Below are 12,428 nucleotides of genomic sequence, written 5' to 3'. Positions count from 1 at the left end.
CATGGCTCAAATGACGATGACGCTACCTAATGGTTTGGTGACAGCTAAGGGTTCACCCGATGAAACCCTTCATACCGAAGTGCAATTACGTGAGTTGACCACCAAAGATATCGTTGATGCTCAGCTTGCAGCGGAGCGTGTTGTTATCGGTGAGTCCGGTAAAGCAGTGGCGTATTGCTCGGAAGTGATGATGGGGTTGGAGTTATTACGCCGTCAAATCGCCAGTATTGGTTCAATCCCTGGGCCTTTAAGCTTAAAGCAGGTTTTGCAGCTCCATCCTGATGACTTCAAATTGTTGACTCAGAACGCCGAAGCCATGGATGACATGCTCACGGAGGTAGCTGAACGGGGGCGAGCTAATGCCGATGGCGGCGGCGCTAATTAGCTTAATTGTGAATCTATCTGCCCGATTTAATCCCGCCTATTTGGAACAGTTGCCGTTACGACAACTGTTTCGTATCACCGAACAATTGAGGAAGTCGCATGGCAAGCCGTCTTGACACTGAAATCATCATCAATTTGGCGGGTAACCTTGTGGCGAAGGCTCGCCAGTATGGCAGCAGCATGTCTGGTTTTGCTCAAAATAATAAACGGGCTATGTCGGTTATTCAGGCAACCAGTGCAGCAGCAGGTCGTGGGTTAGACCAACTGGGTAATCGGTATAGCGCGGCGATTGCCGGTTTTGCTGGCGGCGCAATGCTAAAACAATACGCTACTGTAGACCGCCGGTTAACCCGGTTAGGTATTACTGCGGATAAAACCAAGCAAGATATGCAAGCTGTTTTCGGCGATATTCAAGATGTGTCAATCAAGTTTAAAGTCGATAGCAGCGAGATTTTTGGTGCATATGAAGAGATTAACGGGCGAACTGGCGATTTAGATTTTGCTGTGCAAAACCGTGAGAATATTGGTGCAACCGTTGCAGGCTCGGGTGGTTCCGGTGAAAGCATCGGTGGGCTGATTGCTGAGTATCGCAAGTTTCTTATTCAGGATTCAGACACTGTTCGTTTGGCGCTGGATGGCATGAACAAGCTTGGTAAAGAAGGTGCATTTGAGCTAAAAGACATGGCTGAAAAGCTGCCAGCCTCGCTATCGTTGTATGCGGCGGCGGGTGGTAAAGGGGTGCGCGGGGTTATGTCGGTTGCGGCCACTGCCGAAGCGGCACAAGACGTTACCGCCAATAGAGATAAAACCGCCACCATGGTTGAGAACTTTATTCGCGACCTGCAAAACCCCAAAGTGGTAAATACCCTTAAGCAAAAAGGGGTAAATGTCTTTAACAAAGATGGCACGATTCGTGACTTGCCTGTCTTGCTGAGCGAGATTTCAACCGGTTCTATGCGCGGCGGCAAGAAAGGTGGCAAAGGTCAGCGTGGCGAGTTGATGCAAGTGGGGTTTGGTCAAGAGAGTATGGACTTGATCGCCGGTGTATCCAGTGAGGCTGGGGCGGCAAAATTAAAGACTTATATGGGTGTGGTTGCCGATGGCACGAGCATTATGGCTGATGCCAACTATGCAGCACAGGATTTCACCTCCTCCTTACAGAGTTTAACTACCATCGGCCAAAAGTTTGCTAACGCGCAGTTGGCCAAGCCGGTTCAGGAACTGGCCGATGCATTGAATTCTGTAGACCAGGAAACTGTGCAGAACTGGTTAGAAATTGGGAAAAACGTCACTCTTGCTGTTGGTGGACTCCTTGCCGCCCGTAAGGCATACCAGATTGGTAAAGGCGCTTATGACTTCCTTAATCCAGGTAAAAAAGGGGTACCAAAAGGCGTAACGGATGCCTTTGGTTCCGGTGTTATGCCTGTTTACGTCGTGAATATGGGAGCCGGTGGACTCCCCGCAGGTGGTAACCCAAATGGTCCAAAACAACCTTTACCAGGAGGAAACCCAGCACCACCGGCTCCAACCTCTGGCGGTTTTTGGGGAGCAGCAACCCGCGCTTTAACGGGGGCTGGGATGGTTTATGCGCAGAATGAATTAGCTCACTGGGGTGCAAAGACCATTTACGATTCATCAGGCGCTGGCGAGTGGGCTAAAAATTCTTCCGTCCGGTCATGGGCTGATGAAGCAGCCCAAAGTAGCAATATTAAGTCCACTCAAGTTGACCCATCATCAGTATGGGCGGAACTCAAAGAATGGATAAACTCGACTCCTGAATATAAAGACCCGTCACCTTGGGCTTCCCTTCAGTCACAAAACCAAGCGTCAATCTATCCGATGGTTCCCCCGCAGCTGCAAGGCGAAATTCGGGTGGTCGTTGAGGGTGACGCCCGAGTCAAAAGCGTTTCCATGAATCAGCCAGGCGTGACGCTCAGTGCGCAATCTGGTGTACGTAATGTGGGGCAAGACTGATGGCTAAAACCCAATGGGAAGACCTGCTACCTGCTTCATTTCGTGGTGTTTCATTCTTTTTTGTTGATGTTGAGGGTACCGGTGGCCGTAGGGCAATCCCTCATGCTTACCCGAAAAAGGAAGTGGGCTGGACTGAAGACCATGGCGCGGTACTGACTGAGCAGCAAATTAATGCAAAGCTGTTGGGGAAAGATTACAAAACCCAGTTAAACCAGCTATTGGCCGCGCTGAATACCCCTGGGCCAGGGGATTTGGTTCATCCATGGTTTGGTATTCAGCAGGTACAGGTAGGCAAAGTTACCCATAAACTGACCACCGAAGAGGGAGGCATTGCTTATGTTTCTTTTGAGGTTTATGAAGCAGGTGAGCAGCTTTTTCCAGCACAGCAAGAAGATACTACCGCCACCACGTTAAGTGGTGCTGACGCAGTGAAAGATGCACTGGCCAACGGTGATTACTTTGCCGCTCTTGATGGCTTGGGTAGCATGGTTGATACCTTGCTTGATGATTTGCAAGGGTTTGTGGCTAATTTGCCAACCTTGCCCGAAGCGCTGAATGAATGGATGGACAGGCTAAACCGCTTTAAAAACTTGTCTGGCATCGTTATCGCCGCGCCAGGCGAAATGATTCGAGATATCACTGGGTTGGTTAGTGATATGAAAGATTTGGTGACCGAGGCACCTTGGGCATTGCGGGTGTATGACCAATTGCGTGACCGTTGGGATGGCGACAGAGCAGCAAGAGCGGCCACAAACTCCTTAGCAAACAATGTTGCGGTTAATGCCGATGCAGGAACGGCCAGCAGTGTTACTCCTGCCTCTCTGGTTGATATTTCGGATGCGATGCAAGCCAATATCGATGATTTTAGCGCAGTGGTTATCACCTCTGCGCTAGTTGCTCAGGCTGAAACCGTCGCCACAACCACATTTGAAACCAGCCAGCAGGCGACAACTATCGGTGATGCCTTGGCAGAACGGCTGGGAGAGCAAGCCAATATTGCCGTTGAATCAGGCCAGCGTGAACTTTGGCGTTCATTACGTGATCTGCGATTTGCCGTGGTGAATGATGTGCGTATTCGCAGCGTCCAGTTACCGGAGTTGCGGCGTGTGTCCCCAACCCATTCGGTGCCGATGATGTTGTTAGCCTGGCGCGAAACCGGCGATGCCGAACAACGTGATGCCCTGGTTATTCGTAACCGCTTGCGTTATCCCGCTTTCATTCTTCCATCCCAAATTATAGAGGTCGTTGGCAATGAGTGAACCACTGACATTGAGTGTTAACGGCACCATTTTTGGTGGCTGGACTGATATGGTTATTAACCGTTCGCTGGAAAGTATCGCTGGCGAGTTTGATCTTACTGTCACCGCCCAGTGGTCAGATGCCGCCCCTCGCACCATTAAGCCAGGTATGCCTTGCAGTGTCGACATAGGGCCAGACCGTGTATTAACCGGTTACATTGATGATTTCATCCCGAGTTATGATGCAACTTCTGTTTCTTTGCGGGTGCTTGGTCGTGATAAGACCGGTGACCTGGTTGATAGCTCTGTTGTTGATAAGTCGGGCCAGTGGCGTGGACAGAAACTGGAACAAATAGCTGCAACTATATGTAAGCCTTATGGCATTCAGGTCATCACTGAAACTGATACTGGTGAGACGTTCAGCAACATCACTTTGGAACAAGGTGAAACCGGATTCGAGTTACTTGATCGTATGGCCAAGCAACGGGGTGTACTGATGACGTCAGATGCTTGGGGCCGGTTAATTATTACCCGCGCATCAACAAAGCGTGCCGGTGTGTCTCTTGTCCTTGGTCAAAATATTCTTGCCGCCCGTGGCCGTTTCAGTTGGCGCGAACGGGCTAGCCAATACATTATAAAAGGCTCTGCATCAGCAGGTGGCACCACATGGGGCGAGCAGCCGGTTAAAGTGGTTGGTGGCCGCCAGATAATTATCAGTGACCCTGAAATTACTCGTTATCGCCCAAAGATATTGGTTAATGAAGATAACCTCACCGTAGGCGGAGCCAGTGCACGTGGGGAATGGCTCAAGGCCAGCGCGTTGGGTGAAGCCAACACCTCTGAAATAACTCTGGCGGGTTGGCGGGAGAATAATGATAGCGGCCCACTCTGGCAGACAAATAAGCTTGTTCAAGTAGAAGACGCTATTCAGCAATTGAATGCGACCTGGTTAATTAAAACCGTTTCCTTTTCAGAAGGGGATAATGGTCGATTAACAATACTGTCTTTAGTTCCCCCTGAGTCTATGGATATACCAGCCGAAAACACGAAGAGCAAGAAAGGTAAAAAAGGCACTGAAGTGGGGGTGACATGGGATTAGATATTGCTAATTTTGGCCGGTCAATCACTGCCCTTGGTAGGCGTATGCGACTAATTGTTGATCGTGCCGTAGTACGGATGGTCACTGATAGTTTGGGCCGTCAAAACCTTCAGCTCCAATCTCTTGCCGATGAAACCAATGACGAGGTTGAACGCTTTCAAAACTACGGATTAACCTCTGTCCCTCCAACTGGCTCTGAAGCCATTGTCATTGCCGTAGGTGGTCGCCGTTCTGGTCAGATTGCCATTGCTGTAGAAGATAAAAACAGTCGGCCAAAAGGGTTGGATCCTAACGATGTTTGCCTTTATCACAAAGAGGGGCATACCATTATTTTGAAGAAAGACGGGTTAATAGAACTAAGGGGGAAAAGAGTTAATCTGGTTGCTGAAGAACAATGTGACATTAATAGTAAACTCATCAATGTCACCGGCCCGACAAACTTTGAAGATGATATTACGGTTAAAGGAAAAAGTATATTTGACCATATTCATGAGGATGGCGACGGTGCTGAAACAACGAAAATGCTATGACCATCAGATTAAATTGGCACGTCCCCGCGGGCGGTGATATTGAAATAACCCACAATGGCCTTTCGCTTGACGAAGGGCTTGTTACTTTAATCCTGATTTGTCTGTTTACTGATGCTAAAGCTAAGACCAGCGATGAAATACCGGATGGAACGGATGACCGGCGCGGTTGGCCTGGTGATTCATTCAGTGAGTTTGAATGGGGTTCCTGGCTGTGGTTGCTTGAGCGTGAAAAACTCACTGAAGAAGTTCGCCTTAAAGCTCAGAATTACGCAGGAATAGCCCTTCAACCGCTGGCACGTGCCGGGCTGGTAAGGTCAATTCAAGTTGAAGCCACTATCCCGCAAACCAACTGGATTTGGTTATCCGTACTGTTAACTCGCCCTGATAAAACTTCACTGACAGTAGAAATAAAAAAACGCTGGGAGGCGATTGAATATGCCATTTAATGTGCCAACGATTCGCCAGCTTATTAATACCGGTGCGCAAGATATTCAAATTGAATTAGACGAGCAATTACCGATTGTCGGTGTTGAACGTGCTTTAAATATTGCAGTAAGCGGTAGTATTCGTGATTTGTATGATTATCAATCTTGGATTGTGGCACAAATAATTCCTTCACCGAACTCAGATGATCAAACAATTATTGATACTGCCCGTAATGAAGGTGTTATTCAAAAACAAGCCACTTTTGCCACTGGGCCAGTGGTATTTAATGGCAATAGGCCGATTCCGCTTGATACAGAAATGCAGACGACAACCGGTATAGGCTACAGCGTTATTGATGCCGGTGAAGCAGCTAATGGGGTTATCACTGTTATTGTGCAGGCCGATATTATTGGCACCACAGGCAACATAGATGGTGGAAATTCATTAACGTTAATCCAACCGATACCAGGTGTAGAGAGCATTGGTGTTGTGGGTGATGACGGTATCATGAACGGTACCGATATTGAACCAATCAGTGAGTTGTTAGACCGTTTGTTATTTCGTAAACGTAATCCCCCTGTGGGGGGGGCTGTGCATGATTATGTCGGCTGGGCGCGTGAAGTGCCGGGTGTAAGTCGGGCATGGGCTGAAGACTTATGGCATGGTTTAGGAACAGTAGGATTAGCGTGGGTATATGATGGCCGTACAGACATCACCCCAACGTCTGCCGATAAAGCCGCGATGCATGAATATCTGTTTCGCCATACTGACCCAGCAACGGGCGAATATGTCGGTAAGCCTGGTGGCACTGAGGTATGGATATTTGACCTTACGTTAAAACCACTCAATCCGAATATAAAATTAACACCGGATACCGCAGAAACCCGCGCGTCAACGCTGACTAACCTGAATCTATTACAACGCCAGTTATCACCAGGCGAAACATTATTGCTATCAGCGTTACGCACTGCCATTGGTACTGCTAATGGTGTTAAGGATTATCAACTTAATATTGCTGCTGATATTACTTGCCAGGATGAAGAGTTAATTACGATTGGAGAAGTTACATGGCTCACAGCGTAACGGCTTGGCAAAATGTCTTACAGCAATTAATGCCGAGGGGAAAGGCTTGGCCACGCGATGTAACCGCTAATTTAAGCGCACTTCTAAGGGGCTTTAGCGGGCGTTTAAATCGTGCTGAAAGTAGTGCTGATTTGTTATTGCTGGAAATGCGCCCTGATACAACGGTTTTATTATTGCCCGAGTGGGAAGAATACTTAGCACTCCCTGAATGCAATATTCCCAATATTACTTTTGATTCGCGTCGCAATGCTGTTATTGAGAAATACTACCGAAAAGGTGGATTGGCCCCTTGGCAGATTGAAGCTGTAGCCGCCGCGCTGGGATTTACTATTGAAGTTGAGGTGATATTACCCCATCACTGCTTGCGAAGCTGTACCTATCCGCTGTATCCCGCCCGTTATCGATTTGTATTGAAAGTACATGTCTATCAGATACCTGATGGCCGTTTTACGGTGCTTGATAACGTACTTACCCCCCTTGTCAGCGACCAGGCCATGATGCTCGAATGCGTTTTAAATAAATATCGGCTGGCGGGAACGGGTTATGAATTTATATATGAAGGAGATTTTTAATGTTTCATTTAGATAACGAAACAGGCGTACCGGTTATGCCAAATTTACCGCCGGTGCAGAGTAATACCACGAAATGGTTTACTGAAGGTGGCAATGGCGTTCCACCGAGCTGGCCAGGTTCGACGTGGTTCAACATCATTCAGTCTGAAATTCTGAATGTTTTAGCTGCGGCGGACATTCCTCCCGATAAAGAAAATTTGTCTCAACTTAGTGAGGCTATACAGTATCTCATTACTTTAGGTGTCCCTGATCTTAAAGATGCCTCATTAACCCAAAAAGGTATTGTTCAATTAAGTAATGCAACCAACAGCACTAGCGAAATATTCGCCGCGACCCCTAAAGCTGTTAGAGCGGTTGATGTTGCGGCGTTAAAAATTGCCAATAATTTATCTGAAATTACCACCGCTGGCCCCGTAGCTGTTGCTGCAACTCTCTTAAACCTTGGTTTGGGCGACGTCGTCCATCTGCCACAGCTAACTGGCATCGTTGGCACATCACGCAATGCAAAAATGAACATCCCAGTGACTTTGGCAACAGCAACATTTACCGCCGATGAATTAATTGTTCAAGATGCGATTGGGGGGCTGCAATACAAACTTAACGGTTTTAGCAACGTAATTAACCTTGCGACTACTGGCGTGGGCGGTATGGATACTGGCACGGTTCCTGTGACTGGATTTGTAGCGCTATATGCGATTTATAACCCGACAACTCAAACATCCGCATTGCTTGCAGTCAACGCAACATCAGCAGTTGCGCCTGAAGTGTGCGCTGGGGTGATGCCAGCCGGTTACACAGCATCAGCACTTGTCAGCGTCAATCCGATCGCCGCGAGCAAGTTTAAAGTTAGTCAGCTTGTTGGGCGTAATCTCTCTTTCCAGCGCGTAATTGCGTTATCGACAACAACATCAGGTGTAGCAACGCGATTAGCAATAGCATCGTCAGTACCACGCAACGCTATTGCAATAAAAGGCTCAGCGCAGGTCGGCGGGGGCACTACTTCACCAGGATTCGCTTCGTATCAAATTTCGGGCGATGCTTCGATGTGTGGCAACCAAGAAATTCGCGCTGGATTACCAGTCACAGCCGGGCAGGACATTGTAGGTAGCTACAGTATCGACATAACAGAGCAGCAAGCGCTTTATTATATCTACGGCACAACGCTATCAGCGCCATCACCAGCCGTAATTTATATATCAGGTTATTCTTTTTAGGTGATTAAACATGGCAAAAGTAATAAAGCAAAAAGTTTACGTTGATTTTACAGATGATACTGAAACGGAAGTTGCTAGCGTTTTTCCTGAACATCAATCATCAGAGTATTTTCATCATCTCGGAGAAGTTGAAGAAAACGACGAAAGATACTTGATATTTCTATCAAAACTTCAACGTTAGATATGCAATATAACCGGGCTAATTAGCCCGGTTATTACTATTACTCTGGCGCTAAAGGCCACTCAATATCCGGCGCAGAGTTCACATCAATATCATCAAGCGCAATACGATATAACTTCCACAGTTTCAACTCGGCAGCTTTGTCTTGTCCTGCATCGATACGGTCTTTTAGGGTTTCTATCTTATCGCTTGCACCGCTAATCAGCTTTATTTTAGTTTCTTGAGTTTGCGTTACATTGATCGCTTTTATCTCTGCAAGCTGCTCATCTGTCAGTGGTGGTAAGTCTACCCATGCAGGACGTTCATCTATGACGCCTAGCATTTTCCTCGGTGGTGGCGTCTGTTTCCAGAACATCGCGACTTCCTCGTCTGTCGCCAAAACTGCATCAACGGGCCACGAATCCTCTGTGTAAGTTCCATCTTCTTTCCATGCAGCAGGAATAAATGATTTTAATGATGGTGAAAAATAAGCAGTTGTCATTTTAGTTTCCTATTGCGAATACAAATGCTGAAAAGGCACCCGCCACGCCATTAGCGCGTAAGTGAAAGTTGGTCAGAGTTTTCGGCGTTGGGTCTGAAATGTTGTTAAACGAGATAGTCGGAAAATCCGTACCCGCAACGCCAAATCGGTGAAATATCCCCCACGTACCCAAGCGCGCATTTGGAAACGGCGTTGGGTAAATCCATGGGGCATCACCGCTGGCCCCTGACGTTACCAGCCCCCATTGCACAATTAGCCCGCCAGGAACGTCAGGGATTCGAATATAGTCATTCGCTGTGAAAGTCCGTTTGTTAAATAGACTCATGACCGCTGCGACAGTTGGCAGCAAATTTGTTGCGGTACCGGCTGCCATTTGTGCGTTAGTCGCAACCCCTTGTTTTGCTGCGTCGCCCAAACCAAGGTTTAAGAGACTTGGATATTTACCAACTCATTTTTCCTATAGCTTATTTGTGACAAACTCCACTTATTTTATGAGGGAAATAAGGTGCTTATAGGCTATATCAGGGTATCAACAAATGACCAAAACACAGAGTTACAACGTCATGCATTAATTAGTGCAAATTGCGTACAAATTTTTGAGGATAAGATAAGTGGGAAATCATCTGATCGACCAGGCTTGAAGCGTGCAATGCGCACCATGTCGCAAGGGGATACATTGGTTGTGTGGAAGCTTGACAGGCTGGGCCGTAGCGTTCGCCACCTAATTGGTTTGATTGAAGAGCTTAAAAACCGTGGTGTGCACTTCCGCAGTTTGACCGATAGCATTGATACCAGCACTGCGATGGGCCGGTTTTTCTTTCATGTCATGTCAGCACTGGCAGAAATGGAACGCGAGCTAATAGTGGAGCGCACGCTTGCTGGCCTTGCTGTTGCTAGGGCTGAGGGCCGAGTAGGAGGGCGGCGCAGGATAATGACAACTGAAGTTGTTGCGCGAGCTAGACGAATGTTTGCAAATGGCGCAAGCATGCATCAAGTGGCTTTGGTGCTCGATGTATCACCTAAAACTATCTACAAATACATCCCAGCAGAAGAGCGTCACAGGTTAATATAAAAATCATGTAAAATGAGAAAACCAATCTAGCTTTTGAATTATCAAACTATCTGAATCGTTTTCTCATTTTTTTCGGCGCGCTACAGCCGGGGAAGCAGAGAATCATCAATAATATGCTGACAATATTAATTGACCCTGAGCGTTTGGGCGGAGCACAGCGTTATCAGCAGGAAATACCAGCCCTGTTAGACTGGGTACGCAGTTCCCATTCTGATAATAATCTGACATTATCTGGAGAATGGGAACAAAGAAATCATCAACAACGTTCGACTCATGGCATATTTATTGATGATGTCAGTTGGCAGCAATTATCCAATTTGCAATCCGTTCCAGAAAATTTAAAATAGTTATTTACCACAACATCCCCGTAATGCGCCGAAATTAATCATTTAAACCGCCCTATTTAAAAAGGGCGTTATTGTATGTGAAAACTATTAGCCGATTGTGAATGTTGCCATAACGTCACACAATGCTGAGCTAAGGCATATGCAGGGTCAATACTCAAAGCCAGTAGTGGCGATTCAATAGCGTTAAACGCGAGCGGAATTTCAGTACAAGCCAACACTAACTTTTCGGCACCACGCCCTACCAATTCTGTAGCCAACTGTTGCAAGAGTTGGCCCCCAAGAGCTACCTCACCACGCTTTACCGCATAACATCCTGGGACAAACAAGGTTTTTAATGCCTGTTCGGTCGGTAAAATGACGCTGATCCCTAATGCCGCCAATCGCTGCTGATACCACTGAGCTTGCAGTGTTGCCTCGGTTGCGATCACCCCGACCCGTTGTGGTCGGGGGTGCAAACTAGCTATGTGGGCTACGGCAATATCGACAATATGCAGGATAGGTGCCCGGCTAGCATTGGCCAGTTGTGGGTACCAATGATGTGCCGTATTACAGGGTATAGCAATATGACTGACATCTAACTGATTCAGTTGCTGTATTGCATGTAACAACTGTGGCAATGGTGATTCCCCACATCCCGCCAATGCTTTTTGTCGATCAGGTATTTGCGGGACATTCCATGTCACTACCGGTAAATGGTCCTGATCCCGACTAACTGGCGTTACTTCAATAATTTTGTGCAATAGATCCAGTGTTGCAAGGGGTCCCATCCCACCCAGCACACCAAATAAAAGAGGTTTAGTCATCCTTGCCTACCTGCTCCAATACCTGGCGGTAACCGAACAGCCCGGCAGAACCGCCGGTATGGATAAAGACAACATTATCATCTGGTGAAAAATACCCCTGACGCACTAAATCGATCAACCCCGCCATTCCTTTTCCTGAATAGACGGGATCAAGCAGAATCCCTTCTAATTGTGCCACCAACGTTAGCGCTTCAAGCATGCCATCAGTCGGTAAACCATAACCCGCACCGACATAATCGCTATTAACGATCACGCTTTCCCGAGGGAATTCCCCCTTTAGCCCCAGCAGTTCCCCAGTCCGTTGTGCCAAAGAGTAAACATTTTGCTCCTGTTTATCTTGTGGTGCGCGAACACTGATGCCCAGTACCGGAATACCACTATTACTGGCAACCAGCCCTGTAACCAACCCGGCTTGTGTTCCCGTACTGCCTGTTGCGTGTACGATATGATCAATTCGTAGCTGCTGCTGGCTAGACTGATAAAGTAACTCTTGCGCGCAAGCAACATAACCTAAAGCACCGATCGGATTAGACCCACCACCCGGGATGATATAAGGCTTTTTCCCTTGTGCCCGCAATGTCTCTGCCAAATGCTCCATCGCCTGCTGCATATCCGTCCCCGCTGGCAAGTGAGCCGCTATCGTTCCCCCTAATAAATTATCCAACAAGATATTGCCCGAAAACTGGTAATCATCGCCGAAATCACTGACTCGTTTCTCCAGCAAAATTTGCGCTTCCAAACCCAGTTTTGCCGCCGCAGCAATCGTCTGACGGACATGATTTGACTGGGTAGCCCCTTGCGTAATCACCACATCGGCCCCTTGTTGCAGCGCATCCGCCAGCAGAAATTCTAATTTACGCGTCTTGTTGCCACCGGTCGCCAGCCCCGTGCAATCATCACGTTTAATATAAATATTAGGACCACCTAAATAACGTGATAACGCGGGCAACGCCTCTAACGGCGTAGGGAAATGGCCCAATGAAAGGCGAGGAAACCGAGCGAGATGCATAGTAATTCCTTAATA

General features: G+C 47.5%; 16 protein-coding genes. 12 read left to right on the top strand and 4 right to left on the bottom strand.

What is annotated here, in order from left to right; translation table 11 throughout:
• Window position 1 precedes the first annotated feature (1 nt).
• From Q2T72_RS08605 to Q2T72_RS08560, 10 genes are all read left to right on the top strand, one after another.
• On the top strand, window positions 2-385 hold the full coding sequence (locus Q2T72_RS08605) for a phage tail assembly protein (RefSeq protein ID WP_372568972.1): 384 nt from the start codon (window positions 2-4) through the stop codon (window positions 383-385).
• A 98-nt stretch (window positions 386-483) separates the two neighbouring features.
• Window positions 484-2,358, top strand: a complete 1,875-nt coding sequence (locus tag Q2T72_RS08600; protein ID WP_372568971.1) for a phage tail tape measure protein — start codon at window positions 484-486, stop codon at window positions 2,356-2,358.
• Window positions 2,358-3,617, top strand: a complete 1,260-nt coding sequence (locus tag Q2T72_RS08595; RefSeq protein ID WP_372568970.1) for a DNA circularization protein — start codon at window positions 2,358-2,360, stop codon at window positions 3,615-3,617. The genes Q2T72_RS08600 and Q2T72_RS08595 overlap by 1 nt, the downstream gene beginning before the upstream one ends.
• Window positions 3,610-4,695 (top strand): phage baseplate assembly protein, encoded by a 1,086-nt coding sequence (locus Q2T72_RS08590; RefSeq protein ID WP_372568969.1) that lies wholly within the window; start codon window positions 3,610-3,612, stop codon window positions 4,693-4,695. Before Q2T72_RS08595 ends, Q2T72_RS08590 begins: the two co-directional genes overlap by 8 nt.
• On the top strand, window positions 4,686-5,225 hold the full coding sequence (locus Q2T72_RS08585; protein WP_167311043.1) for a phage baseplate assembly protein V: 540 nt from the start codon (window positions 4,686-4,688) through the stop codon (window positions 5,223-5,225). Before Q2T72_RS08590 ends, Q2T72_RS08585 begins: the two co-directional genes overlap by 10 nt.
• Complete coding sequence (locus Q2T72_RS08580) at window positions 5,222-5,671, top strand: phage GP46 family protein (RefSeq protein WP_050158064.1); 450 nt, start codon at window positions 5,222-5,224, stop codon at window positions 5,669-5,671. The genes Q2T72_RS08585 and Q2T72_RS08580 overlap by 4 nt, the downstream gene beginning before the upstream one ends.
• Window positions 5,661-6,734 (top strand): baseplate J/gp47 family protein, encoded by a 1,074-nt coding sequence (locus Q2T72_RS08575; protein WP_372568968.1) that lies wholly within the window; start codon window positions 5,661-5,663, stop codon window positions 6,732-6,734. Before Q2T72_RS08580 ends, Q2T72_RS08575 begins: the two co-directional genes overlap by 11 nt.
• Entirely contained in the window at window positions 6,719-7,306 is a 588-nt protein-coding gene (locus Q2T72_RS08570) for a YmfQ family protein (RefSeq protein ID WP_050158067.1), read from the top strand. Before Q2T72_RS08575 ends, Q2T72_RS08570 begins: the two co-directional genes overlap by 16 nt.
• Window positions 7,306-8,520 carry a phage tail protein gene (locus Q2T72_RS08565; protein ID WP_372568967.1) on the top strand — a complete coding sequence of 405 codons (1,215 nt, stop codon included), beginning with the start codon at window positions 7,306-7,308 and terminating at the stop codon, window positions 8,518-8,520. The genes Q2T72_RS08570 and Q2T72_RS08565 overlap by 1 nt, the downstream gene beginning before the upstream one ends.
• Before the next feature lie 10 nt (window positions 8,521-8,530).
• Window positions 8,531-8,701, top strand: coding sequence for a hypothetical protein (locus Q2T72_RS08560; RefSeq protein ID WP_372568966.1), 171 nt, complete (start codon window positions 8,531-8,533; stop codon window positions 8,699-8,701).
• Between the two features lie 40 nt (window positions 8,702-8,741).
• On the opposite strand, the gene Q2T72_RS08555 is transcribed toward Q2T72_RS08560, so the two are convergent.
• Window positions 8,742-9,182: a tail fiber assembly protein gene (locus Q2T72_RS08555; RefSeq protein WP_372568965.1), complete on the bottom strand. Its 441-nt coding sequence runs from the start codon at window positions 9,180-9,182 to the stop codon at window positions 8,742-8,744.
• 1 nt (window position 9,183) lies between these two features.
• Complete coding sequence (locus Q2T72_RS08550) at window positions 9,184-9,597, bottom strand: hypothetical protein (protein WP_372568964.1); 414 nt, start codon at window positions 9,595-9,597, stop codon at window positions 9,184-9,186.
• A gap of 90 nt (window positions 9,598-9,687) precedes the next feature.
• Between Q2T72_RS08550 and Q2T72_RS08545 the strand changes: the two genes are divergently transcribed.
• Together Q2T72_RS08545 and Q2T72_RS08540 are read left to right on the top strand one after the other, a co-directional pair.
• Window positions 9,688-10,254, top strand: coding sequence for a recombinase family protein (locus tag Q2T72_RS08545; RefSeq protein ID WP_372568963.1), 567 nt, complete (start codon window positions 9,688-9,690; stop codon window positions 10,252-10,254).
• Window positions 10,255-10,367: 113 nt separating this feature from the next.
• Window positions 10,368-10,601: a hypothetical protein gene (locus tag Q2T72_RS08540; RefSeq protein WP_372568962.1), complete on the top strand. Its 234-nt coding sequence runs from the start codon at window positions 10,368-10,370 to the stop codon at window positions 10,599-10,601.
• A gap of 68 nt (window positions 10,602-10,669) precedes the next feature.
• On the opposite strand, the gene Q2T72_RS08535 is transcribed toward Q2T72_RS08540, so the two are convergent.
• Together Q2T72_RS08535 and Q2T72_RS08530 are read right to left on the bottom strand one after the other, a co-directional pair.
• Window positions 10,670-11,404, bottom strand: coding sequence for an aspartate/glutamate racemase family protein (locus Q2T72_RS08535; protein ID WP_372558578.1), 735 nt, complete (start codon window positions 11,402-11,404; stop codon window positions 10,670-10,672).
• A complete protein-coding gene (locus Q2T72_RS08530; RefSeq protein WP_372558577.1) occupies window positions 11,397-12,413 on the bottom strand; it encodes a D-cysteine desulfhydrase in 1,017 nt (338 codons plus the stop codon). The genes Q2T72_RS08535 and Q2T72_RS08530 overlap by 8 nt, the downstream gene beginning before the upstream one ends.
• Window positions 12,414-12,428: the final 15 nt, after the last annotated feature.

The organism is Yersinia sp. 2466 StPb PI (assembly GCF_041538325.1).
Taxonomy (GTDB): Bacteria; Pseudomonadota; Gammaproteobacteria; order Enterobacterales; family Enterobacteriaceae; genus Yersinia; species Yersinia enterocolitica_E.
Note: the sequence above shows the minus strand (reverse complement) of the source record. Positions and strands in the feature narration are given on the sequence as shown.